This window comes from Bradyrhizobium sp. CB82 (assembly GCF_029714405.1).
Taxonomy (GTDB): domain Bacteria; phylum Pseudomonadota; class Alphaproteobacteria; order Rhizobiales; family Xanthobacteraceae; genus Bradyrhizobium.
This window is the reverse complement of sequence record NZ_CP121651.1, coordinates 445,087-469,101: the sequence shown is the minus strand read 5'-3', so window position 1 is coordinate 469,101 and position 24,015 is coordinate 445,087. Positions and strand designations below refer to the sequence as shown.

Genomic DNA, 24,015 nt, shown 5'->3' with positions numbered 1-24,015 from the left:
CAATAAGGATTGAACCAATCAGCTCAGGACCGAGCTAGTCCGCATTAGAGCGTGATGACTTTTCTTCGTATCGTCATCACGCTCTATGTTTTTGTTGGAGCGTGATCCCTCGGGTCGGGCCCGAGGGCATGCTCTTCGGAAAACCGCCACACACTTTGCACCAACGCGGTCCGGATCATGCTCCGTCATCCGTGATCCGGCAGCGATTTAAGAAATTCCAAGAGCGCGGCGTTGACCTCTTCAGGCCGCTCCTGTTGGGTCCAATGGCCGCAGCCTGCCGGCATCTTGATGCCGCGCAAACCGGGAACGAGGTTTTGGAGGTTGGCGAGCACCTGTTCCGTGCCGGGAAAGGAAATCACCAGGTCGTGATCGCCGGCCATAAATAACGCTGGCACCGAAACCCGCAGGCCCGCCATCGCGCCGAGCAGCTCACAGTTTCGATCGATGTTGCGATAACCTGAATTCCTCTCCATAAAAGTCGATATCCTTTTCGGTGATCCAAGACGGCAATGCGGCCGGTGCGCTGGAACCTCGCAGGGATTCACCGCCGTTCGGGACCATAGCGAAATTTTCTGACGGCCCGCCGCTTGCTTGAGCGGCTCGTGCGAGCGCCACACCATTGCCCGACCCAGCAAACAGCAGGTTGCGTAAAGTGGTCCGCGGATCGCGCCCGAACTCCGCTTCGGCGAGTCCTGGCTCCTGGAAGTAAAGCATGTAGAACCGCGCGTTTTCCGTGCGCGGCATGAGCGCGGTTCGAAGCGACATGCCCCGTGGATAGAACGGGACACTCATGGCCGCCACAGCCCTTGCCGCAGCAGCGCCGCCTGCCAAGCGACGATCGCCCCCCAGTCGTGACCGACAATTACCGCCTTCTCTGCCCCGAGAGCGTCGAGAACGCCGACCATATCGCCGACGAGATGAAACAGCGTGTATTTGTCGATCGCCTCGGGCGCGTCGCTCTTGCCATAGCCGGGCATATCCGGGGCTACGGCGTGGAAGCCGGCTGCGGCAAGGGCGCCCAATTGATGTCGCCACGAGTACCAGGATTCGGGCCAGCCATTGGCCAGCAATGCGACCGGTCCTTCGCCCTGCTCAGCGATATTGAGGTGGATACCATTACTTTCGATAATTCGTTGCTTCGGCTCGCTCATCTTTCCCTCTTGCTCGATTGTGACTGCAGACGCTTCTGCCGACAGCCAGTCGAACAAGCGAAAGCCGGAACGACATCTTCAGGATAAATTAATTACCTTTTGGGCGCGCCGGAGCTGAGAATTCTCAGGCGGGCTCAATCGTGATTCAAGGTCTTCCGATTCGAGGAGGCCTTGATGCGCAAGCAACTTTACTGGTTGAGCGACGCGGAGTGGAAGCGCCTTGAGCCTCTGTTGCCGCGAGGACGGCGTGGTGCGCACCGGGTGGACGACCGACGGGTGATCAGCGGGATCGTGCACATGCTACGGTCAGGAGCGCGCTGGCGGGATTGCCCGCCGGAATACGGTCCCTACACGACGATTTACAATCGCTTCAACCGCTGGAGCCGACAGGGTCTCTGGTTCGAGATATTCGAGACCTTAACCGGCAAGACCGGCATCGTCGGATCGGTCGCCATCGACAGTTCCCACATCAAAGCGCACTGGTCGGCCGCCGGCGGAAAAGGGGGACTTCGGGCAAGCCATTGGCCGCTCGCGCGGCGGCCGGACGACGAAAATCCACGCTGTGACCGATGACCAAGGACGTCCCCGCGTCCTGCTGCTCTCACCAGGCAACATCAACGATATCGCGCTGGCACCAGCTCTTCTTGCGGCGGCCGGGCCAATCCAACGGCTGATTGCCGACAAGGCCTACGATGCCAACAGTCTGCGAACGCTTCTCGCCGAGCAGGGCGCCCAGGCGGTCATTCCGTCCACGACCAGCCGCAGCCAACCGATCCCCTACAGCAAAAGGCTCTATCGCCAGCGCAACTTAATCGAGCGCATGTTCGCCCGTCTCAAGGACTTTCGCCGCATCGCGACCCGCTACGACAAGCTCGCGAGGAACTTCCTCGCTGGCGCCTTCATCGCCGCGGCCGCAATCTGGTGGCTCAATTGAGTCCGAACCCTAGCTAGGCTAACGGGGGGACGAATCCCTCCCTCTCCGCCATAATAAGACGGCTTCAAGAAAGCCCCGCAAAACCAGGCTTTTGTGCACACCGGGACTTGCTGGTGTAGCCCCTGAGTGTAGCCCCAAAGGCGCTACCTGTTTGGGACATTGGGCTCGCGCGAGCAATATTGCCAAGTTCGAAAGCTGCCACTGCTAAGCTGATCCGCAACGGCGGGCGCGCTCCGACATCGGGAAGGCCAATCGAGCCCGTGTAGGTGCGGATCATAAAACCGGTCTCTCGCACGATCCGCCATACATGGCTGGGGCGGTGCGATCCCCGAGTATCTTGATCTGTTCAATACGCGAGCGCCGACGATGCAGGTCACCGATCGCAAGGTCGCCCGCGAGCTCGCGAACGTGAAGTGGCGCAAGCCTGTCGCCCAACGAAGGCACCCGCAGCAGACAGCTCCCTCGGTCCGGGTGCCGATGACCTCGCCAAGCCGATACTTCTTGAAGCGCGACGGTGCTGAGTTGATTGCCTTGCCCGAACGGCATCGCTTAACCCCATCGCCCGAAGTAAATGTAGCACAGGAACATTGGTTTGTGGCCTCAAATTACCTTCGGTTCTGCCGAGCCCGGCGGCGCTAGGAACACCTCCAAGTCGCATTGCGTTTCCACGTCAGAGGTGGAGATCCATGATGAGTAACGAATGGACTAGCCACCGCACCGCCATCTTGCTTTTCGCGATTGCGATCATCGCAACAGCCGCGGCATTTGTCGCGACGCTTGCGCGGATCGACACAAGGACGGCTAACAACGAGACCCCGCCCGGTACGACGGGCCTCGCTAAGCCACACGCGCCACTGGACCGCGCACCAGGCCAGCCGGTGGTGGGCAAGTGAGTAGCCACCTTCTACAGGAGGTGACCTGGGCCCCGCGGAACCTTGCATGGCCTATTCGATTGTCAAACAGGACCCTCATGGCCGAAGCCGATAAGCTTCGAGTGAACCTTCATGGTGAAGGAAATCAGACCGGTCACTGGCTCTATAGAGACGATCGATGCAGCCGCTGAGCCGACCGTGTTATCGGCCCGCGCCGAGGTATTTTATACTCAGGCCTTGAGCGAGCTCGCGAAGCTTGGTCTTCCGTTTCTGTTGGCCGGCACGTATGCGCTCAGCGCCTATACCGGCGTGGCGCGCGCAACCAAAGATCTCGATATCGTGTGCAAGCCGACTGATTATCCTCGTGTTCTCAACCACTTCCGAAACCTCGGATACACCGTCGCAATCGAGGACGAACGCTGGCTCGGCAAAGTCTTCCAGAACGAGGACTTCTTCGATGTTATCTTCGCCTTCTGGCATGGCATGGCTCCCGTGACCGACCAATGGTTCGAATCTGCACCGCGCATCGAGGTATTCGGCACGCCGATGCGCATCATTGCCCCGACGGAGTTGATCTGGTCCAAGGCCTTCGTCCAGCTGCGGCACCGTTACGACGGCGCAGACATCGCGCATCTCATTCTCAAGCAGCACGATCAGATCGACTGGCGGCGTCTGCTTGCCCACATGGAGTTGTACTGGGAGGTGCTTCTGGCTCATCTACTCAACTTCCGCTGGGCCTATCCGAGCGAGCGCGATTGCGTGCCGCGTTGGCTGATGGACGAACTGGTCGCCCGCCTGAAGACACAGTTAGAGCTTCCTCCTCCGCGCGTGAAGATATGTCGGGGACGTCTGTTTTCGCAGGTCGATTATGAGCAGGCCATTGAGGAATGGGGTTTTGTCGACGTAGGCGAGGATAGCGAGTAGCGCGATGTCCGAAGAACCAGACCACCTCACTTTCGCTGCTATTGGCGATCTCCACGTGAAGGAGGATCGCACGTTGTCCTTTCGGGAGCTCTTCGCCGAGCTTTCGACCAAGGCCCAGGTGCTCGTCCTTTGCGGCGACCTCACTGACCTCGGCAAGCCGTCCGAAGCCGAACTGCTGGCGGAGGATTTGCGCGCCTGCTCTATTCCCGTTGTCGGCGTGCTCGGAAATCACGATTACGAGTCAGGGCAGGCTGAAGACGTAAAGCGCATCTTGAAGGGGACTGGGATGCATCTGCTCAACGGGCAGTCGTACGAAATCGACGGCGTCGCTTTCGTCGGGGTGAAGGGCTTCATCGGTGGGTTTGGCCGCCGCATGCTTGCTTCGTTCGGCGAGGCCGTCATCAAAAGCCTGGTCGCCGAAGCCGTCAACGAAGCGACGCGCCTCGAAAATGCCATGCGCGCCGTGGCCAGCAAGCAGGCTGTCGTTGTTCTTCACTATGCGCCGATTCTCGATACGGTCGAGGGCGAGCCACCGGAGATTCTTCCGTTCCTCGGCTCGTCACGTCTTGGCGAAACGATCGATCGATTTAAGGTGAGTGCGGTAGTGCACGGCCATGCCCACCAGGGCCGCTATGAAGGCCGTACGCCCGGAGGCGCGCGGGTTTACAACGTGGCCCGATCGATCGAGAAGCCTACTGGTCGACCCTATGCCTTGATTGAGGTCTGAGCTAGGCCCGCGCGATCGTATCAAAGGGCGAGCCGCCGATCTTGGTGGCGCCTCTGTTCACATAGAGCGGTCGCCATGAAGCCATATAGTCTGTGCGTCCATGAAATCCGGAACCATAAGGGCTATCGTAAGTGATCACGAAAGAAAAGCCGTTGCTGCTTGCGCTCCATACTTCCTTATGCTCGACGGCACGGTGGAATTGAAGAGCCATCAGGTGATCACCCTTTCGGCAGGCCCATCGCTTCGACGGCCCGAATGCAGATTTGCGCAGGGTCCTTGAGCCCGGTCTGGCCGATCTCGATAATCTTCTTGGCGATCAGTTCGGTCAGGGGATCATTCCGATCTTCTACACCGATGGTGCGCAGAGCCTGTTCGTAGGCGGCGAGAGCCGGGCTATCTTCTTTCGGCCCGAGAGGTGAGTTTCGAAGCATGTTCGGCTTGCTCGGTTGGCTTTAAGCATCGACGATAGTGATCCGGAGACGTTAGCAATGGCTGCCGTAACCTCGGCGTTCATGGTCGGTGATTGTGAACGTGAGATGGAATTGGTTGACCGGGCGGTCGCTCTCAACCCGAATTCATTTTACGTATGGACCAGAAGAGGCTGGGTCTATTCTATTGCGGGTCTGCCAGAGGAAGCGCTCCGGAGCTTTGAACGTGCCATTCGCGCGAGCCCAGTAGTGAAATGGACCCCGTTTTTGGGACCATCAGTTAAGTTGGAAGGCGACCGCTCCGTTTGCTAGATGGAGCGGATGGTGACGAAGAAGACGAGACGGAAGATTGATGTAGCGCTGAAGGCGAAGATCGCCTTGGAGGCGGTGCGAGAGCAAGCGACGGTCGCCGATTTGGCCCAGCGTTACGAGGTTCACCCGAATCAGATCTACGCCTGGAAGAAGCAGCTTCTGGAGCATGCAGCGCGCGCCTTCGACGCCAATGTTGGCCTTGACGCGGAAAAGGTAGCGGAGAAAAAGGTCGAGGACCTCTACGCCAAGATCGGGCAATTGACGGTGGAGCGGGATTTTTTGGCAAAGAGGTCCGGAAGATGAGCGTTTCGGACCGTCGCGGGATGCTCGATCGCGCCGACAAGGGGCTGTCGATCCGCCGCCAATGCGAACTGCTCGGCGTGGCGCGCTCCGGCGTCTATCGCCTGCAAAAGCCGGCCAACGACAACGATCTGGCGGTGATGCGGCGGATCGACGAGTTATTCACCGCCTGGCCATTTCTCGGCTCGCGGCGGATCACGGCGATGCTGAAGGCCGAGGGCGAGACGATCAACCGCAAGCGCGTGCAGCGGTTGATGCGCCAGATGGGTATCGCGGCGCTGGGTCCGAAGCCGAACACCAGCAAGCCGGCGCCAAGTCACAAGATCCATCCCTATCTGTTGCGCAACATGACGATCGACCGCCCGAACCAGGTGTGGGCGGCCGACATCACCTATTTGCCCATTGGCCGCGGCTTCCTCTATCTCGTCGCGGTCATCGACTGGGCGAGCCGCGCCGTGCTGTCGTGGCGTCTGTCCAACACGATGGACACCTCGTTCTGCGTGGCGGCGCTCGAGGACGCCTTGGCGCGACACGGCCGACCGGAGATTTTCAACACCGATCAAGGCTCGCAATTCACCAGCGCCGCCTTCACCGGCGCGCTCGCGGCGGCCGGTATCAAGATCTCCATGGATGGCCGCGGCCGCTGGATGGACAACGTGTTCATCGAACGGCTGTGGCGCTCCCTCAAGCATGAGGATATCGTGTGCTGTGGAAGTCAGGCTTCGGCATGAAGCCTGACGAAGCTTTGTCAGAGATGGAGGATGGCCCTCCGAAGTCGACCTGCAGGGGCAGACGTCAAACCACTCCGAGCTGCGAGGGTAAAGAGCCCTGGTAGTGAGCGTTGGAGGAAAAGGCGGAGGAAACTCCGTCAGGTGAGATCCGAGGAGACGAACGTAAGTAAACCGCTGATGACGTGTCGTAACGTGTTCTATCGACGTCGAAACCGGGATCAGGATGTCTATCCCGCGAGCAAGGGTTGGGGGGAGCCTGCCGACTGCCCAACCGGCGTCCGGCATGAAGGCGGCGTGACCTCGGATCAGGCTTTGACAAGGAACACAGGAACCTGTCGCTCCGATGTGAAGGGAGGACTCCAAGCGGCTCGTCGCCGCAAGGAGCAGAGTACCGATGCGGAGCACAGGGGCGGAAACGCCCGTATTAGGGACGAAGGCGCTGTAATGGCACTGGACCGAAGGGGCGTTGTCATCCGGCTTTACGCGGTCGACAACCCGAAAGGGGATGATCGGCATGAGTAAGGCCAAGCCGTTTTGTATTGCCAAACGCGATGTGTGGGAGGCGTATAAGCAAGTGAAGGCTAACCAAGGGGCAGCTGGTGTTGACGGGCAGTCGATCGAAGACTTCGACCGAGATCTGAGTAAGAATCTCTATCGGATCTGGAATCGGATGAGTTCGGGCAGCTACTTTCCGCCTCCGGTGCGGCGCGTTGACATACCGAAAGGCGGAGCTGGCAGCACGCGACCGTTGGGAATACCAACGGTCTCGGACAGGATCGCCCAGATGGTGGTCAAGCGTTATCTTGAACCGATCCTGGAGCCCGTGTTCCACATGGATTCCTATGGGTATCGGCCAGGGAATCAGCACATGATGCACTGGCTGTGGCTCGGCGTCGATGCTGGAGCCACGATTGGGTGCTCGACCTCGACATCAAGAGCTTCTTCGACGAAATCAGTCGTTTGACTTCCTCGGCTATAGCTTTCGGCCGAGGATGGCGAACAATCGACACGGTGAGCGGTTCGTCTCATTCAGCCCGGCCGTCAGCAAGAAGGCCGGGAAACGGATGCGGCATACCGTGCGCAGGTGGCGGCTGCATCGGCGCAGCGATCTTGAGCTGGTGGAAATCGCCAAATGGGTCCGTCCAGTCCTGACGGGCTGGGTGCTTTAGAGCGGACATCGAGCGCGCCAGTTTGGATGGCGATCCCTTGCTCGGCCAAAGCCAGACGGCCGAACGCCGGGGCGAGGCACCCGGAGTGCCGTCAGCGCGGGACTTAAGCAGGAAGGCTTCGCCGAAAGCGCGCTCTCCGGGCTTCCAATGAATTTTGTATCTGAGCTTGCAAATTGTTCGGCGGATCGTGTGGTGCCAACTCAGGTTCTAATTGGTCTCGATCCTGATTGATCTTCCAGTTGCCGCTCGGCCTGTTCGGCAAGAAGATCGTTCAGGGCAACCCCAGCGTCCGCGCCGTCGGGGCAACCACAACAGCGCGATCATGCCCCGTCGGAGGAAACACGCTAGGGCTTCCGCAATCGCCTCGCGGTGCAGACGCCATCAGGTGTCCCAATGCTACTCGAGAGGCGCAGGCCGCCACTATCGCCCGTTGATCTAGATCATGACCGGCCGAGACGGCCGCAGCAGACCAGCGCGGCGTTCAAACTGACGGCGGGGGCGGAACGGCTGCCTGGACGCCAGCCAATGCCGCTTGAAGCGCCGCTTCCTTGGTATGGTCGAGCGATGTCTTTAACACCGTACCGCCTTCGCCCTTGAGACCTTCAAGCACTTTGTCGGCGGTCACCTTACGCACCAACACAAAGAGGGCAGCGGTTCCGGGTTGAATAGCGGCAGCGGTTTCCTTCATCCATTTGTCATCGATGCCGACATCGGTCAGATATCCGCCAAGGGTGCCGGAGGCCGCCCCGAGGGCAGCGCCCACCAGCGGCATCAGAAAGATCAAGCCGATAAGCGCTCCCCAAAACGTGCCTGAAACGGCACCCGCAGCCGTAGTGTTGATTAGCTGGTTAAGTTTGATGTGACCTTGAGCATCCTTCACCGCGACCACCGCGTCGCCAAGCTCAATCAGGTACTCTTTCTGCATCGCCAGCAGTTTCTGGCGAACTTCTTCCGCCTTTGCTTCCGTGGGAAATGCGATCACGACCAGATCACTCATGGCAGTTCTCCTTTTGGAAGCTCGATTGCAGGCCAAATGACGGTCGCTGCTCTTGATCTACGTCAAATCTCTCACGTGAGAGCGCAGACGCTGGCCGCCCGCGATCATCAGCCAATGGGAAACCTGCAGCTCTGGCATCCCTACTTTGCCTTCGCCTTCAGCGCGATCATCGCGCTGTCCGTTCTAGCAAGCTACCAAACTTGGCTCTCTGTGGTCATCCAGATGGACGCTCAACCTGCTTTTGTGCGGTTGGCCGCTTCAGCCTCCCGCGCCAGCCGTTCTGCCTTTAGGCGTTCTCGGTTATCGTGGAAGGCCTTTTGCGCTTTGGCGTAGTCGGACATAGCTTCCTTCGGCTTGACCATTTTGAATGCCTTGTGGGCTTCGCGTTCTGCCGCTGTGCTAGCCCGCCGTTCTCGGTCGCTGATCATTGGTGACCTCCGCACTTGGGCTCAATAGTCAACGCGCGGAGAGCGGCTTTCGATCCTTGAAATTCGGGGCGTTTCCAGCGGGTGTACTGTTTGGCCCGGGCATCGCAATGGGGCGCGTGCGCACCTATCGAGTCAACCGAGGCGATGGCGCGGCGAAGCCAGGAGTGACCTCTCGACGGCTCAGCCCGATCTCGACTAGTGGGCGGAACGGTGCCGATTACTGCTTCTCTGCGGGCGCGGTGACGCCGCTAGGGGGTGGAGGCGGCGGAGGTTCTGGCTGTGGAGTTTCCGCTGCGGGTGCCGCAGCAATGCAGTCACCCGCCCAGATCTTGGTGCCCCTGACCGTGCCGACCAGTTTGCAACCCATTGGCGCTTGCGGTTTGGCCTGAACAGGATGTCTAGCCGCCTTCGGTGGAGCGGCTTGAGCAAACGCGCAAGTAGTAGAGAGCAGCGCGATAAGTCCGATTACCGGCTTCATGGTCGTTCCCCTTCGCTTCGGCCCCGCGCCCTTTTGGTCGTGTCCTCCGACCCTGGAGTCAAATCAGGTGCCCGTGGCGAAATCTCTAGATGATCCGCACATTGGTCGCCTGCATCTTGCCGCTCTGGGCGTCCTGGGCGACGTCATAGGTCACACGCGCGCCCTCGTGAGGCTCTACGCCGCGTGGCAGGGCTTTTATGTGCATAAAGACGTCGCCTCCGCCAGCATCCGGCGTGATAAATCCAAAACCTCGATCGGCAACCCACTTTTTGACCATTCCTGACGGCATTTTTCTAGTTCCTTCCTCTCGAATCTCAAAATTCTACGCGAGCCAGAACAGGCGGCCAAGGAGCATGGTCGTCTGAATGCGACTGGTCCAGTAACAAACAAGGGCTCGCCGACCCACACTGGCGTGCCTTTCACTTTCAAAAAGATAATCGGGGGAGACTTGATGGCGGACCACCACTCGAGGTTGGTCACCGGGTGGACAAGCCATCTGCGTTTGGAATTGTTCGATTCGCCCGTCGGTTGACGTCAAGCGGCGGCTTCACCTTGCGCAAGGTGTTCTACACCGTGCCGTCACGCCTGACCGGCCACCAGCTGCGGGTGCGCCTTTACGATGATCGTCTCGACGTGTTCGTCGGCAGCACCCATCTCGTCACCCTGCCGCGTGGGCGGCCGCATCCCAACGGCAAGCACGACCAGGTCGTCGATTATCGGCACGTGATCCATTCCTTGCGGCGCAAGCCAATGGCGCTGCTCAATCTCATCTACCGTGATCGGCTGTTCCCGCGCGATGCCTATCGGAAGACCTTCGATCGTTTGCGCGAACGGCTGCCGGACAAGAAAGCCTCCCGGCTCATGGTCGATCTGCTTGCGCTGGCGCACGAGCGCGGCTGCGAGGCCGAACTCGCCGGCCAGCTCGCCGCTGACCTGGACGCCGGCCAACTGCCCGATCTCGGACAGCTGCGCACGCACTTCGCGCCCGATCCTGCCCGTGTGCCGCAGGTCGTGGTGCATCTCGCGCCACTGGCCGCCTAGAGTGCCTTATCGGCACCGCCGAGATCGGAGGTGCCGCATGAACACGGCCAACACCGTCGACACCGCGCGCCTCAACCTGTTGCTCAACGAGCTGCGGCTGCCCGCCATCAAGGTGCTGTGGCCGCAATTTGCTGAGCAGTCCGACAAGGAAGGCTGGCCGGCGGCCCGCTTCCTCGCCACTATTGCCGAGCACGAGATCGCTGAACGCGGCCGCCGTCGCATCGAGCGCCACCTCGTCGACGCACGGCTGCCAGCCGGAAAGACCTTCGACAACTTCGACTTCGAGGCCGTGCCGATGGTCTCCAAGGCGCAGGTCACCGCGCTCGCCGCCGGCGACGGCTGGCTGGGCAAGGGCGCCAATTTGCTGCTGTTTGGCCCGCCCGGTGGCGGAAAGAGCCATCTCGCAAGTGCTCTCGGCCTCGCTCTGATCGAGAACGGATGGCGCGTTCTCTTCACCAGAACCACCGATCTCGTGCAAAAGCTCCAGGTGGCGCAGCTCAACCTCGAGGCCGCCAGAACTTCTCCACGTGCACAAGGCCTCCGACTGTGCGAGGTTCTTCCCATGCAAGCCAGTACGTCATGGGACGATGTTGCCTTCTCTTCAAGCGAACGAGATCGGCACCTCGGAATCAGACCCGTTTCGCAGCTCGATACTTGGCCCGTGGTCTCCCCTGTGAACGCTTCACGTCGCCCCTCACGGGACGCCGTGCATCACTCGGGGTCGGGGCGGTTGGCTATTCCTTACCCCATGGGGGACTTTCACCTCCTATTCTTTGCCAGCGAACTGGCGCACTCGCGTTAGGGTCAAAAGCGCCGTTCGGGCGGTCGGCCGTTCGCTTCCGGTCTATCCCAATGAGCCGACAATCCCAGGGGTAAGCTGGACATGAATCGGCGCAACATCCGAAGTGTGTCTGCGACAATCGCATTCGGACTTGCCTTGCTTGGTATCACCGCCGGGGCCATCGCCAGAGCGGCTGAGATTAGATTTCTAAGCGCGGTGGGTTTGCATCCGGCAATTGACGCACTGATACCGGACTTTGAAAAAATTTCGGGATACCAAATAACGGTCGCCTAAGGAACCGCGGGCGCTGTGGCGGCCGTGGCATTCCAGTGAAGCAAACGGTCTTTCAGGGTCGTTATGGAACCGGGCCTGTTGCTGGCGGCCACAAGGGCGCCCACAAGGGTGAGCGCAAGGGCGGCCAGAAGCATGATAACGATAAAGGCAAAGGTAAGGGTAAGTGAGAGCATCCGCGCAGCCACAAAGCATCGCGCAGCACCTTCCTGCGGTGCTTGAACCGTCGCGTTGCGGGTACCTGTTTGTACAGGTAATCTGCCTTTGAGCACGTCTGGCGAGGTGGGCCTGCGCAGCCTCGCGGTTAAGCTCCCAACCGACCTGCCCGAATTCAAAGCTCGCGCGAGCGCCTGTTACGCTCCTGCGCTCGCCGCACCGACATTGGTACAGCCGGACAGTGTTGCCATTGCGGGTATCGAGAAAGGAATGCGTCAAGCGGGGGCAGGCCGCGCAGGTTGGGCAACGTGGGCCATAGTCCTGCGTCTGCTGTTTTGGGAGGTCCGCTTCCTTCTCTTCCGCCAGAGTTGCCGAAGCGCGGAATCTCCACGTTTAGCCCAAAGGACCGCTGGGGAAATATCGGGTTGCGATGCCTGATACCAACGGGTCCTAGGCTTCGGTGTTTTTCGGCAGACGCACCGTAGGTGCCGCTTTCGCGGACCTCGAGCCAGCCGCGTTCTTGCCGGTCACTTGCGTCATCTTGTGCGGAACGGTGCCGTCGGGCATCCGCAGCAAAACTCTTGTTCACCTTGATGCCGGTGAGCACGAAGCCCGCTGCGCGATAGATCGTGCCGTCGCCGCACTGGAATCCATCGGCGAACGAGATCACCCACGATATGCGGATAATGCTTTTTGATCATCCGCAGTGCGATCGAGAGCGCGCGGCTTTCGCTATTGCGCGGCAGCGCCTCGGAGAACGCCAGCCGGTTCAATTCGAGCAAGCCGTTCCACGGCGTCTCGCGCACCAGCACCTGAATGTTGCTCTTGTCCATCGACGGACCGAACGTCATCGCGCCTTCAAGGCGCGGCCGAGAAAGACGCCAAGCGCAAGGAAAGCATTGTTGACCGTAATGCAGCCGCTTGATCAGCGCGTCGGCATCCTTCTTCGTGATCGGCGCGACGCGAATCTGCTTAGCCTGTCCCATGGTCGGTCACTGAGTTCGTAGCGCGTGAGCCGATACTCCGGTTCGTCAGCGATGCGCCGCCAGCCAAGCGATGATGCTCGGCCAGATACGCTGGTAGGCCTCCCGTCCTACAAGGATTCCGAGGTGCTGCAATGCAACCCCAATCTCGCCGGAGTATTTGATGAGCGAGACATCCTTGGTAGGCAACGCCTCAAGGAGCGATTCAAACGAGGCCAGCGGCGCAACCTCGTCTGCCGTGTTGACGACCGCGAGCGTCGGAAGGTCAAGACAGGACGGGCCAATCGTGCGACCGAGCACGGTAAGGGTGCCTCGGCAGAACCGGTTTTCTCGATAAAGCCATTCGGCAATCTGATGGATCAGCTTCCCTGGGAGCGGGGCTTCGTCAAGTGCCCAGCGCTCAACCCGCGCATGGACATCCAACGCCCGTAAGTCAGCAATGCTCATTGCTGCATCTATCAACCGGGACCATACGAAAGTATCAGGGGAGACGAAGGCGCTTGCATGCGACAGCAGCGACCCCGGAATGATGTCGGTTTCACTCAGATCAGGCGGAATCATCGAGACGAGCGCATCGCGAAATCTGTTCGTCCCTGGTGGAAAGCAAAGGGGCGCGCCGAGAAGCAATAGACCGCGGATAGCTCGCGGTTCGTATGCGCTAAAGGCCGCCGCTAACGTCCCGCCAAGCGAGTGGCCGATCAGGAAGGGCTTTGCCGCTTTCGGCTCGGTGGTGATCGTCGCCACACATTCGGATATGGCGCTCACGCATTCATCAAGCCCGATATGTCCGCCTGGTAATGTCGGTGCAATCCATTCGAGGAGGTATACGCGCACGCCGTTGCTCAGGCAGTAGCGGATGGCGCTGACGTTTGGCCCGAGATCCCAGATGTAGGGCCGCTTGATTGGAGCGGCGATAATGAGCAGCGAGTCTCTGAGCCGGAGCTTCCGTAATCGCGAAGCCGCCAATGAGCTCTACTGGCAAGTCTCCGATGCGTCAGTTCGGCAGGATCAAATCCGATAGCGCCCAGTGCATGTCAGAGCTGGCTCCGGAATTCTGGACGGGGCGATAAGTGGAGTTTCTGCCTGACGGCGGGCAAGATTGTCCCGCGAATCAGGAGAGACGATGAGCAGACGAACCCGTCGGCACCACGCACCGGCATTCAAGGCGAAGGTGGCGTTAGCCGCGATCAAGGGTGAGATGACGCTGGCCCAGCTGGCTGAGCATTTCGACGTGCACCCGAACCAGATCACGCAGTGGAAGTCACAGCTTCAGGAAGCGGCGGCCGAGGTATTTGGTCCTGGCGGTGGCAACAGAACGAGCGAGCCCGCGGTGGACGTGAAAACGCTGCACGCCAAGATCGGGGAGCTCACGCTGGAGAACGATTCCTAAGAAACGGCATCGCCGACGTTCGGCTCCAAGGGCTGGAGAACGAAGCCGAATGCCTTGGCACGCCGATGCAAATTGTTGACCACTCGCGTCCGGTAGCGCGTCTCGTAGGACGAGGCCCCGGGATCGACATAGTCCATTCCGTATCGCACAGCATTGTAGAACAGAACTGCGATCTTGCGGGCCGTGGCGGTCACTGCCTTGGCCTTACCGATGCGCGATGAAAGTCTCCTGTAAAAGGCGCCGAGCGCAGTATCGGTGCGTCCGACGGTGACGGCAGCAAGGCGCAGAAGCGCCGCCGCCCGGCCGCCGGATCGGCGCGTTCGGGACGAGAGCCTTTTGCCGCCGGAGACCTTGTTGCTCGGCGCCAGTCCTAGCCAGGAGGTAAAATGCTTTGCACTTGGCCACGAGGAGAGGTCGTCACCGCATTCAGCGATCAGCTTCAGCGAGAGGTAAGAACCGAGGCCGTCGATCGTGGTGATGTCTTTTCCCAGCAACGCGAACAGCGCCTCGCGGACGTCGAAAGCTAGAGCGTTCGCCTGATCGGTTCGATTCCGACGCAGTGAGGCCGGCGGTGCTGGTCCATGGCCACGTCCGCGATGGTTGCTCAGTTCCTTCAACACGGCTTCGATCCGGGCGTCGCAGGCAGATGCCTTCTCGTGGTAGGTGTCGTAAAGCGCAAGTGCCTGCTCGAGCGCAAACAGATGCTCGGCTCGGTAGCTGCCGGTGAGCGCCTTCGCAATCGTCTCGGCACTGGCGTGGCAACTGTAGTGGCGCAAGCACGCCAGCGCCTCGGGATCGCGCTCGCCGGCAAGGATCGCGCGTATGATACGCAGGCCGGTCGCGTCGGTGATGTCGGCGACGACGTGGTGGAGCTGAAGATTCATCTCCGTCAAGGCCTTCTGCATATGCTGGATGTGTGAGGCCGCGTACTCCAGCAGACGCTCGCGCTGACGCACGTAGGCTCGCAGTTCGGCAATCTGCCCTTTGGGCTGAAAGCTGGCCCGCAGCAACCCGAATGAATGGAGCCGCTGCAGCCATTGCGCATCGCTGACATCGGTCTTACGCCCCGGCACGTGCTTGGCATCGCGCGCGTTGACAAGAAACACGGTAAATCCCCGGGCATCGAGAAGCTCGAAAATCGGAATCCAGTAGACGCTGGTCGATTCCATGACGACGGTCTCGACGCCGCATTCCGTAAACCAGTCGACCAGCCGATGCAGATCGGCCGTGAAGGTACCGAAACTGTGGACTGGCTCCGGTGCGCGATCTGCCCTAACGGCCGCCATATGCATGGTGGCGCCAACGTCGATGGCAGCCGCGTTCGGGTGCACCATCGGCATCTTACCGCCGTCCTTCGACTTCGATCTTTTGGGATTCATCTGTAGCTCCTCCTGACTCCGGCGGAAGGGCTGGGCTGCGCAATTCATTCAAATTCCTAAACGGGATCGCCGAGATGGCGTCACCACTCTCAAGTGCGCAACAGCCCATGGACCAGGTTTTTTGACGGGGTCACGTGCCACCAAAATCGTATCGGCCGCTCCCTTCCGGCCGCAGTCTAGCGGTTACCCGTTTCTATCCCACAGGGGGCGCGAGACCTGTTGGCTGCCGAGGGGTGCAAGATCGGCCGCCGGCATATTAAAACGCTGATGCGGCGGATGGGGATAGAGGCGCTCTACCGCCGGCCGCGTACCACCAAGCCCGAGCCTGGACACAAGATCTATCCGTATCTGCTGCGCGGGATGGAGATCACACGCCCGAACCAGGTCTGGGCGATGGACATCACCTACAGTGCGCCTCGCCCCACAGTTGGGGTAGCGTATGACTGGAATGCAAAAGAGAAAGGAGGATTGGGAGAAAACAAAATGACTTGTCCCCTGCTGTGAGGGGACATGAGCCCAAGCGGCGGTGACCTGTCGTCAACTGGCAGGGTGACGTAGCCCGCAGGTAAAGGGGATTGAGGCGAAGCCGTTAAGCCGAGATGGTCCCCGAGGCTGAAGTATTGGAAGGTTGAGGAACACGAACCGGTTTACCCGCATCTAAGGGCTGAAATGTCGCCTCCGTCTACACGGCTTAACAGGTGGAATGCTGATGATGTCGCCGGACAGATATGACGGCCGGCATCCGAACGCGAGCCCAGATGTAAGGACGCTCGCGAGTAGTCATGGGGAGAACGCAGCCAGACCATGGCATCGGCATCGACTTGCGGAAAGCAAGGGAAAAGACTGCGACCGGCAGCCTCACCAATACGATGACGTCCAGTATATGAACGAGGGAAGGCATGATGGAATGCCAACGATGCTTTGCGTCGCAAGGGAGTTGACCCTGATGTCCACCATGCTGGCGGAGTTCCCGTAGTAGTCCGCGGCAGGGAAAGCCTGCCACATGGCGAAGGGGAGCAGTTCAAACTGCTTGGATTGCAAACTATCTGACCGAACGAGGTGAAGACCTTTGATAATCAGTGAAATGCAGCACAAGCTCGCGACATGGGCCGAGAGCGACCCGAACCGAAGGTTCGATCGCCTCCTTCGGCTGATTGCCAACCGGGAATGGCTTGCCGAGGCCGCTCGGATTGTTCTGGCGTCAAGTGGCGCACGAACACCGGGCATCGACGGAATAGATAAGCAACGACTGCAGGTCAGACTGGATCAGCATCTGGATGACCTGCGGAAAAGCCTGCTGGACGAGAGTTATCGCCCCCAGCCGGTGAAGCGAATCTATATCCCGAAAACCAACGGCAAGCTACGCCCACTGGGTATTCCGACTCTGACGGATCGCATCGTCCAACGAGCCATGCTCATGGCCATGGAGCCAATCTGGGAAAGCGACTTCCATCGCCTATCCTATGGCTTCCGGCCTGAACGGAGCGTGCACCATGCCGTCCGCACCGTGAAGATACAGCTTCAGGATGGAGCCGATACGACGAGGGGCCGCTGGATCATCGAAGGTGATCTGGCAAGCTACTTCGACACGGTCCATCACCGGCTGCTTATCAGATGTGTGCGGCGACGAGTGCAGGATGGGCGATTTGTTGATCTTCTCTGGCGGTTCCTGAAGGCAGGTCACATTGACCGTGACCTGTTTAAAGCCTCCAGCGAGGGTGTTCCGCAAGGTGGCGTGCTGTCACCGCTCTTGTCCAACATCATGCTCCATGAGTTCGATGCGTGGCTGGAGGCGAAATACCTGAGCGACAAGGCCCGCAAGGACCGCTGGGCATGGAACTTCGGCATCAAGCTGGGCCGCCCTATTACGGTTCGAGAGAACCGGCAATGGAAGCCGGCGGTTGCTTACTGCCGATACGCTGACGACTTTGTCGTGATCGTAAAAGGGACCAAAGCTCAAGCAGAGGAAATCCGCGAGGAATGCCGCGCCTTTCTGGAAGGCAAGCTGAAATTGATGCTGAATATGGAGAAAACCCATATCACCCACGTCAATGACGGCTTCGTCTTTCTGGGGCACAGGATCATTCGCAAACGAGGGTCGCACGGGCGCATGTCCGTCGTCACAACGATACCCAAGGAAAAGGCGAAGGGGTTTGTTCGCAGGCTCACTGAAACCCTCTCCGGCAATCATAGTGTCAGCACGGTCGACATGATCGCCGGCCTGAACCGCCAACTGGCGGGATGGGCAGCGTTCTACAAGTTCACCGACTTCACCGCGTACGTATTCCGGCGCATCGACCATGTCGTGTTCTGGAAAATGGCGCATTGGCTGGGGCACAAATACCGATCTCGCATCAAACCTTTGATGCGGAAATGGTACCGAACCCCGGAACCGGGCAAGGCGAAAACCTGGCTCGTGTTTGGTCGGAATGAACGCGGCGGGACCGACGGAAAAGCACTTTACCGGCTTGTCTCAAGCCCGAAGGCGCAGTTCCGGCGGCGCAATCCGGAGGAAAATCCATACATCCTCCGAAAGGAAGCCCGCAGCACTGTCACCTCGCACTATCATGATGTTGCTATGGCCATGGGCCAAGCTTGAACAGAGAGCCGTATGCGCTGAAAGGTGCACGTACGGTTCGGGGAGGAGAAGCGCGCTCGCGCTTCTTACTCCACTCCCGATGGCGCGCGGCTTCGTGTACCTGACTGTTGTCCTCGACTGGGCGACCCGCCGGGTGCTGTCGTGGCGCGTCTCAATCACGATGGAAGCCGCATTCTGCGTCGAGACGCTGGAGGATGCTCTCGCTCGCCACGGCAAGCCGAAAATCTTCAACACCGACCAGGGCTCGCAGTTCACGGGCGCCGCGTTCACCGGCGTGCTCGCCAGTCACGGCATCGCCATCAGCATGGACGGCCGGGGCGCCTGGCGCGACAACGTGTTCGTCGAGCGGCTATGGCGCAGCGTCAAATATGAGGAGGTCTATCTGCGCGCCTACGACACCGTATCCGACGCCCGCGCCTCGATCGGCCGATACCTCGACTTTTACAATGGCCGGCGTCCTCACTCGAGCCTTGACGGCCGCACCCCGGATCAAGCTTACTTCAACCCGCTGCCGTTCCGCGCGGCAGCCTAACTTTGGCAGAAGCTCCACTTATCGACGCGGAATTGCTGTTCAGACGACCGGGACCACCTCAAAATCCCTCTCAAACGTCAGCGCTGTGGACAGATCCATTTAAAAGGATGCTTGGGTCACTCCTTGGTGAACCGACGCGCCACTACGAAATCAAAGGCGCGCCAATCGGGTGAAGTTTGAGCTCGCCGGGACATTGATCGCCGTCCGTGTAGCGGCGAATGCGAAACGGCTAGGCCGGCTCAGGGCTTGAAGCCGGCTGTGGTTTGGTGACGGCGAAGTCACGACGCCCTGCGCTGGCCAGTACGCGAGCCCTTCGCGGTTGCGACCCGTAAGCTTTGCTCGCCTGCCTTTTGCTGTCGTGCGGATCAAGATTACACGCCCGGAGTTCAGCCGTTCGTTCGTATCGAGATCTATTGCCTAACCTAAAACCGCTCGTTGATACTAAACGCATTTTACCCCAGCCGCTTGACCACTGACGAGATAGAAGACGTGTCCAGCATTTCCTCATAGTTGTCGAAGCGTTCAGCCCCATCAACGGCGAGCTGTTCACTCTCTATATTGAGAAGGTGCTGGCGCCCACCCTGACAAGGGGTGAGGTCGTCATCCTCGACAACCTCGGTAGTCACAAGGGCAAGTTGGCCCGCGATGCCATTCGCGCCAAGGGGGCGCATCTGCTCTTCCTGCCGCCCTACAGTCCAGACCTCAATCCGATCGAGCAGGTCTTCGCCAAACTCAAACACCTGATCCGGGCTGCCGCGCCTCGTGACGTCGAAGCAACCTGGCGAAAGGTCGGCGAACTCCTCGATCTCTTCTCTGCCCAAGAGTGCGCCAACTATCTCAAAAACTCAGGCTATGCTTCCGTATAAAAACATCACGCTCTAAGCAGCGGGCGCTATGAGGAGAGGCGGCAACCCCGGCAGAGTGCCTCCACAACTTCCGCGTTTCGGCATGAGTGTTGCGCAAGAGTACTTTTAATGTTCGCGACATTGTAATTTCAAATGGTTGCGCGTGGCAGAAATAGCACATCCGACAACCACTGCGCGATTAATCGGTCGATCGATGTCCCGCGACATGGCGTGTATCAATTTCTTGCGAAGCCAAAATATAGACTGCACATTCAAGCAAACTGGTTGGCGCTTTCGTCAAGGCAATTTTCTATCATTGCGTTGTCGGTGCGGCCGATGATGTGGCTAGCCGCATGAAAATGCTGACCCGCGCGCGATCATGTGTTGCACGCCAACACTACGCTGATTGATCGTGTTGACCTTCACCCCGCTATCGCTGTCCTCTCAGCCGGCTACCGGCCTCTCAGCTCCTGCTCCCGCGCAGCGGGCTGGAGCGCAGCGACTTCGTGCCTTGTGCCCGAATGCGAAGTCCGGGCGGGGCCCAGAAATGTCGGCTCGTTGGGGTAGACCAGAAGCAGCTCGCGGACCTTCCGAACGCCGCTTTTGACCCTGGCTGTTCTCTAATTCCGGGCCTGCGGTTCTCTAATTCCGGGCCTGCGGTCAAGACTCTCCAAACACATCCTTGCCGGGTTCATGGTTCTCTCCGCGGTAGGGGCATGCCCTCCGCATGATGGCGTAGGATGACGCTGGCGGATCAATGTGTGAAGCGCGCTTGCCTTTTGAGCATCGCAAAGCCTGGGGCGATCGCACCAACGCCAACGTCCCGGCAGGGACCTTGGATCCCGCCGGTGCTCGGCGGGAATTCGCTATCTGCTATGCTGTTTGCACGGCGGTCTCCTTTGACGACCATCTAAATTCGGTACCATCGATCCACATCCGATGCAGAATGACCGCGAGCTTTCGCGCGACCGCAACTTTGGCCTTGCGTAGCCCAGTTCGCTTTGCAAGCCGAATGCCCCAGGCTTTGAGCGCTGACCATTTTGCTACGCGTGTGAGCAGCACATTGGCTGCCTCATAGAGATAGCCGCGCAACATTTTGTCGCCGCACTTCGAGATTCGACCCGTCCAGTCGATCTCGCCGGATGCGTAGCGTCGGGTCGTTAGTCCGACATAGGCTCCGACGCTTCTTGACCTTTTGAAGCGCGTAGGGTCGTCGATCGTTGCAAGAAAGCAAAGAGCCGTAACAGGGCCGATGCCAGGTGTCGTCATGAACTGTCGCACTTGGGCATTGCTGCGTGCGAGCTTCATGACCTTACGGTCGAGATCAGCAATCTGCTGCTCGATGGCTGCTCGGGCGCTGAGTAGCGGCGTTACCGCAAGGGCGAGTTCCGGCCGCTCTTTGGTGAGCTCCGCAGCACGCAATGCGAATACCTTCATCTTTGCCGGACCAATAACCAGCCCGAGGTTCTTTAAGAGCCCGCGGATTTGGTTCTCGAGATCCCGCTTGATCTTGACGAGCAGAGCCCGGCTGACCAGCAGCGCCTTAACCGCATGACTGTCGAGGCCTTTGACGCACACCTCCTTATACCATCCACATTGCATGATGCGGGCGATGCCTACGGCATCGTTGCGGTCACTCTTGTTGATCTGCATTTTCAACACCGCCTTGGCGTGCCTGGCGTCGATGCAGATGACGGGCAGCCCCAGCTTATTCAACTCGGTCCACAGCCATGTCGACGTTGCCCCTGTTTCGAGTCCAATCCGCGCGACATGCGGCGCGTTTGACTTGATGAATGCTGCGATCGCTTCGGGGTCGGAACGAACAACGCCTTCGTGCTCAATCTTTCCCGTCCGATCAACGATGCAGATCGCTGTTAGCTTCAAAGAAACGTCAAGTCCGACATAGCGCTCCATTGCAGCTCTCCTATCATTGCAAGGCCCAAGAGGTGAGCCTCATCGATTCTTGGAGAGCTGATTCTCAGAGCTTCAGTATGGCTCCGGCCCGGAATTACCCCATGTGTGAAAAGTCGAAGATTCGCGGGCATCGAGAGAATCAAATTCCTTTTGATGAGTCGCCTTGCATGTTGTTGTTCTTCAGATGAGCCGACATAACCCTTCGGTTAGCAAGATATTCTAGCGAAACTCGCGGCGCCTGACTTTTCACACAGGCTGGGCCAGTTTCGGACTCATGCCGCAAAAGATAATCCCTATTCGACCACCTCGTCGGCGAGCAGGAGCAGCTCATTTGGAACGGTGAGGCCGAGCGCCTTTGCGCTCTTGAGGTTGATGACGAGATAAAATTTAGTCGGTTGCTCGACAGGAATGTCTCCGGGACTTGCGCCCCGCAAAATTTTGTCAACGACCTCGGCGGCGCGCCTGAACAAATCCGGGTAGTTTGGTCCATAGGCCATGAGCGCTCCGGCTCGGGCTGTTTCGCTTATTGAGGCTGTCGTCGGTAACTTGGTATCCAGCACGAGCGAAGCGACGCGGAGGCGATTGCCATCTATTAGGCCAGCATCCGCGAGATAAACGGCATCAGCCTCATTTTTGAAGGCATCAAAGGCAGGCTCTAGATCGGCAGCTACATGAACGCCCCGCCTGAGGAGCGCGATTCCAAATTGGCGAGTCGCAGCCTCAACATTATCGGCTTCGCGCACGCTTGGGGGATAGTTTGCATCAAACAGGATTGCTAACTTTCTGAGACCTGGAATGATTTGACGAAGAAGTTCAACCCGCTTGCTTCCGATTTCGGCTTGTTGAACCGATATTCCAGTCACGTTGCCGCCTGGGTGCGCGAAGTCAACAATGAGCCCAGCTGCTACTGGGTCAACCGCTGGCACGAAAACAATAGGAATTGAAGCGGTTGCCTGTCTCACTACGACCGCAGCGCCTCCGTAGGTTGAAATCAGGTCAACCTTCTTGCTGACTAGCTCTGCGGCAATTTCGACGACACGCTCTCGGCGCCCCTCGGACCACCGATACTCGACTTGCAGCGTGCGGCCCGCAATCCAGCCAAGTTGGCCAAGTCGCTCAACCAGAGCGGCTTGCCAGGGACCAAACGCCGCCGGCGTGTTTCCAATGAGCGCAATCGTCCGAAGCGGCTGTTGCGCTTCAGCTTCGGTCGCCCATATCGCGGAAGTCCCAAGAAGCCAAATGAAATCGCGGCGTTTCATTGCGTCCCCGCACGGCAAGAGCGAGGGATTCAAAAGCGGACCGGACCAAGCCGCTGGCAGCCAAGCACCGACAGCAGGCAGCAGCTCCAACATCCTTTACTAGTGGCATTGTCCTCCCGGTCGGGAAGGTCCGCAAGGGGTCACGAGCGTTGCACTCTACAATAGAAGGCTGCCCGTTCCGCTATGCCCCGCTGACGATCGACATCGTGCGGCGGCGCAAACGTCGCTCTGGGGCCAAGGACGGACTCATGCGCTGCAACAATTCGACGGATCTATTCGATCACCTCGTCGGCTTGCGCGAGCAGCGTCGGCGGCAGACTGAGGCCGAGCGCCTGTGCCGTCTTGAGGTTGATGACCAGCTCGAACTTGGTCGGCAGTTCGACCGGAAGATCGGCTGGCTTCGCGCCCTTCAAAATGTTGTTCGTGAGCTCCGCCGCTCGCCGGGACAAGTCGCCAAGGTTCGGTCCGTAAGAGATCATCCCACCGGCCTGAGCGAATTCTCGACCTTCGTACATTGCCGGCAATCGATGCTCAGCCGCGAGCGCGATAATGCGATAACGCGCGCTATTCAATTGAGCATCCGCGAGGACGATCAGAGCTTCAGCGCCTTCGCGCTTCAGGGTCGAGAAAGCCGCAGGAAGATCGTCGACGTGGCGCACCATGGCCAGACGCAAATCGATGCCGAGTTCGCGACCCGCCGATCCAGTGTCCTCCCATAAAAGCTGATTAAACGGATTGCCTCCGTTCCCGATGACGCCGACGCGCGCCACGCCTCGCACAGTCTCCTTCAGCACCGCCAGCCGTTTTCCACTGAGTTCGGGGCCATAAACAGTCACGCCGGTCACATTTCCCCCGGGTCGGGAGAGGCTTGCGACGATGCCCGCCCGCACTGGATCGCCGGTGCCTGCCATAACAACTGGAATTGTGTTTGTCGCCCGCTTCACCGCCAAGGTCGGCGGCGTGGAAAAGGTCACAATCACATCTGGTTTTGTTCGCACTAGATCGGCCGCCAGCTCATCGAGCTTGCCGGATTGACCTTCCGCGAAGCGGAACTCGAATTGCAAGTTCTTCCCTTCGATATAACCCAGATCGCGGAGCCTATCTTTGAACGCCTCTATGAGATGCGGAATCTTAGCCGGGGCAAAATAGCCAATCCGCGAAATCTTCGCCGGTTGCTGCGCGTGCGCCCCGAGCGGAAACGCAACAGTACCGCCGAACAGAATGATGAACGCTCGCCGCTGCATGGTGCCCCCGGAAAAACGCCTTGGGCAGTGGCCCGAACCTAGCACCTTGCAGTCAGATGGTTGATGAGGCCCGATGTCTCAGATATTCGCGTCGCTTTTACCGTCGGCCAGCTACTTCCGGTCTGCCATCAACTTCGAACATGTGGCTGC

General features: G+C 59.4%; 21 protein-coding genes and 7 pseudogenes. 14 read left to right on the top strand and 14 right to left on the bottom strand.

What is annotated here, in order from left to right; genetic code table 11:
• Nucleotides 1–185 precede the first annotated feature (185 nt).
• From QA640_RS48550 to QA640_RS48540, 3 genes are read right to left on the bottom strand one after another with little or no spacing between them, the layout of a single operon-like run.
• Entirely contained in the window at nucleotides 186–416 is a 231-nt protein-coding gene (locus tag QA640_RS48550; protein WP_349253771.1) for an alpha/beta hydrolase, read from the bottom strand.
• A 13-nt stretch (nucleotides 417–429) separates the two neighbouring features.
• Nucleotides 430–744, bottom strand: a complete 315-nt coding sequence (locus QA640_RS48545) for a hypothetical protein (RefSeq protein ID WP_349253770.1) — start codon at nucleotides 742–744, stop codon at nucleotides 430–432.
• 44 nt (nucleotides 745–788) lie between these two features.
• Complete coding sequence (locus tag QA640_RS48540; RefSeq protein ID WP_349253769.1) at nucleotides 789–1,151, bottom strand: alpha/beta fold hydrolase; 363 nt, start codon at nucleotides 1,149–1,151, stop codon at nucleotides 789–791.
• 174 nt (nucleotides 1,152–1,325) lie between these two features.
• Between QA640_RS48540 and QA640_RS46130 the strand changes: the two genes are divergently transcribed.
• From QA640_RS46130 to QA640_RS46120, 3 genes are all read left to right on the top strand, one after another.
• A protein-coding gene (locus QA640_RS46130; RefSeq protein ID WP_283043170.1) for an IS5 family transposase occupies nucleotides 1,326–2,085 on the top strand; the annotation gives its coding sequence in 2 pieces (ribosomal slippage) (nucleotides 1,326–1,649 and nucleotides 1,651–2,085; 759 coding nt in all).
• A 1,004-nt stretch (nucleotides 2,086–3,089) separates the two neighbouring features.
• On the top strand, nucleotides 3,090–3,881 hold the full coding sequence (locus tag QA640_RS46125; protein WP_283043169.1) for a nucleotidyltransferase family protein: 792 nt from the start codon (nucleotides 3,090–3,092) through the stop codon (nucleotides 3,879–3,881).
• Nucleotides 3,882–3,885: 4 nt separating this feature from the next.
• Complete coding sequence (locus tag QA640_RS46120; protein WP_283043168.1) at nucleotides 3,886–4,608, top strand: metallophosphoesterase; 723 nt, start codon at nucleotides 3,886–3,888, stop codon at nucleotides 4,606–4,608.
• Between the two features lies 1 nt (nucleotide 4,609).
• On the opposite strand, the gene QA640_RS46115 is transcribed toward QA640_RS46120, so the two are convergent.
• Together QA640_RS46115 and QA640_RS46110 are read right to left on the bottom strand one after the other, a co-directional pair.
• Nucleotides 4,610–4,819, bottom strand: a complete 210-nt coding sequence (locus tag QA640_RS46115; RefSeq protein WP_283043167.1) for a hypothetical protein — start codon at nucleotides 4,817–4,819, stop codon at nucleotides 4,610–4,612.
• Between the two features lie 7 nt (nucleotides 4,820–4,826).
• Entirely contained in the window at nucleotides 4,827–5,039 is a 213-nt protein-coding gene (locus tag QA640_RS46110) for a hypothetical protein (RefSeq protein WP_283043166.1), read from the bottom strand.
• A 57-nt stretch (nucleotides 5,040–5,096) separates the two neighbouring features.
• Here QA640_RS46110 and QA640_RS48535 point away from each other — a divergent pair, with 57 nt between their 5' ends.
• The 4 genes and pseudogenes from QA640_RS48535 to QA640_RS46095 all read left to right on the top strand — a co-directional run.
• On the top strand, nucleotides 5,097–5,348 hold the full coding sequence (locus tag QA640_RS48535; RefSeq protein WP_349253768.1) for a tetratricopeptide repeat protein: 252 nt from the start codon (nucleotides 5,097–5,099) through the stop codon (nucleotides 5,346–5,348).
• Between the two features lie 12 nt (nucleotides 5,349–5,360).
• Nucleotides 5,361–5,651: a transposase gene (locus QA640_RS46105; protein WP_283043165.1), complete on the top strand. Its 291-nt coding sequence runs from the start codon at nucleotides 5,361–5,363 to the stop codon at nucleotides 5,649–5,651.
• Nucleotides 5,648–6,379, top strand: coding sequence for an IS3 family transposase (locus QA640_RS46100; RefSeq protein WP_283043164.1), 732 nt, complete (start codon nucleotides 5,648–5,650; stop codon nucleotides 6,377–6,379). Before QA640_RS46105 ends, QA640_RS46100 begins: the two co-directional genes overlap by 4 nt.
• A 514-nt stretch (nucleotides 6,380–6,893) precedes the next feature.
• A pseudogene (locus QA640_RS46095) lies at nucleotides 6,894–7,539 on the top strand (reverse transcriptase domain-containing protein); the annotation flags it as partial.
• Nucleotides 7,540–8,029: 490 nt separating this feature from the next.
• On the opposite strand, the gene QA640_RS46090 reads toward QA640_RS46095, so the two are convergent.
• The 3 genes from QA640_RS46090 to QA640_RS46080 form a co-directional block, all read right to left on the bottom strand.
• The gene (locus QA640_RS46090) at nucleotides 8,030–8,545 is read right to left on the bottom strand and encodes a DUF1269 domain-containing protein (RefSeq protein ID WP_283043163.1); all 516 of its coding nucleotides are present in this window, start codon (nucleotides 8,543–8,545) and stop codon (nucleotides 8,030–8,032) included.
• A gap of 230 nt (nucleotides 8,546–8,775) precedes the next feature.
• Entirely contained in the window at nucleotides 8,776–8,973 is a 198-nt protein-coding gene (locus QA640_RS46085; RefSeq protein ID WP_283043162.1) for a hypothetical protein, read from the bottom strand.
• A 563-nt stretch (nucleotides 8,974–9,536) separates the two neighbouring features.
• Entirely contained in the window at nucleotides 9,537–9,740 is a 204-nt protein-coding gene (locus QA640_RS46080) for a cold shock domain-containing protein (RefSeq protein ID WP_283043161.1), read from the bottom strand.
• A 239-nt stretch (nucleotides 9,741–9,979) separates the two neighbouring features.
• Between QA640_RS46080 and QA640_RS46075 the strand changes: the two are divergent.
• Nucleotides 9,980–10,533 (top strand): annotated as a pseudogene (locus QA640_RS46075) (IS21 family transposase); the annotation flags it as partial.
• Nucleotides 10,530–11,000: pseudogene (locus QA640_RS46070) on the top strand (ATP-binding protein); the annotation flags it as partial. The pseudogenes QA640_RS46075 and QA640_RS46070, both read left to right, overlap by 4 nt.
• Before the next feature lie 1,256 nt (nucleotides 11,001–12,256).
• On the opposite strand, the gene QA640_RS46065 reads toward QA640_RS46070, so the two are convergent.
• Both QA640_RS46065 and QA640_RS46060 read right to left on the bottom strand, forming a co-directional pair.
• Entirely contained in the window at nucleotides 12,257–12,553 is a 297-nt protein-coding gene (locus QA640_RS46065) for a hypothetical protein (protein WP_283043160.1), read from the bottom strand.
• 198 nt (nucleotides 12,554–12,751) lie between these two features.
• Nucleotides 12,752–13,669 (bottom strand): alpha/beta fold hydrolase, encoded by a 918-nt coding sequence (locus tag QA640_RS46060; RefSeq protein ID WP_283043159.1) that lies wholly within the window; start codon nucleotides 13,667–13,669, stop codon nucleotides 12,752–12,754.
• Between the two features lie 157 nt (nucleotides 13,670–13,826).
• On the opposite strand from QA640_RS46060, the pseudogene QA640_RS46055 reads away from it, so the two are divergent.
• Nucleotides 13,827–14,087: pseudogene (locus QA640_RS46055) on the top strand (transposase); the annotation flags it as partial.
• 2 nt (nucleotides 14,088–14,089) lie between these two features.
• On the opposite strand, the gene QA640_RS46050 reads toward QA640_RS46055, so the two are convergent.
• Complete coding sequence (locus QA640_RS46050; RefSeq protein ID WP_283043158.1) at nucleotides 14,090–15,472, bottom strand: IS110 family transposase; 1,383 nt, start codon at nucleotides 15,470–15,472, stop codon at nucleotides 14,090–14,092.
• A 210-nt stretch (nucleotides 15,473–15,682) separates the two neighbouring features.
• On the opposite strand from QA640_RS46050, the pseudogene QA640_RS46045 reads away from it, so the two are divergent.
• The 4 genes and pseudogenes from QA640_RS46045 to QA640_RS46030 all read left to right on the top strand — a co-directional run.
• A pseudogene (locus tag QA640_RS46045) lies at nucleotides 15,683–15,880 on the top strand (IS3 family transposase); the annotation flags it as partial.
• A gap of 661 nt (nucleotides 15,881–16,541) precedes the next feature.
• Nucleotides 16,542–18,071, top strand: a complete 1,530-nt coding sequence (gene ltrA, locus QA640_RS46040; RefSeq protein WP_283043157.1) for a group II intron reverse transcriptase/maturase — start codon at nucleotides 16,542–16,544, stop codon at nucleotides 18,069–18,071.
• A 58-nt stretch (nucleotides 18,072–18,129) separates the two neighbouring features.
• Nucleotides 18,130–18,603, top strand: a pseudogene (locus QA640_RS46035) (DDE-type integrase/transposase/recombinase); the annotation flags it as partial.
• Nucleotides 18,604–19,130: 527 nt separating this feature from the next.
• Nucleotides 19,131–19,469: pseudogene (locus QA640_RS46030) on the top strand (transposase); the annotation flags it as partial.
• Nucleotides 19,470–20,321: 852 nt separating this feature from the next.
• On the opposite strand, the gene QA640_RS46025 reads toward QA640_RS46030, so the two are convergent.
• The 3 genes from QA640_RS46025 to QA640_RS46015 form a co-directional block, all read right to left on the bottom strand.
• A complete protein-coding gene (locus QA640_RS46025; RefSeq protein WP_283043854.1) occupies nucleotides 20,322–21,362 on the bottom strand; it encodes an IS110 family transposase in 1,041 nt (346 codons plus the stop codon).
• Between the two features lie 293 nt (nucleotides 21,363–21,655).
• The gene (locus QA640_RS46020; RefSeq protein ID WP_283043858.1) at nucleotides 21,656–22,621 is read right to left on the bottom strand and encodes an ABC transporter substrate-binding protein; all 966 of its coding nucleotides are present in this window, start codon (nucleotides 22,619–22,621) and stop codon (nucleotides 21,656–21,658) included.
• Nucleotides 22,622–22,893: 272 nt separating this feature from the next.
• Entirely contained in the window at nucleotides 22,894–23,865 is a 972-nt protein-coding gene (locus QA640_RS46015; RefSeq protein WP_283043857.1) for an ABC transporter substrate-binding protein, read from the bottom strand.
• Nucleotides 23,866–24,015: the final 150 nt, after the last annotated feature.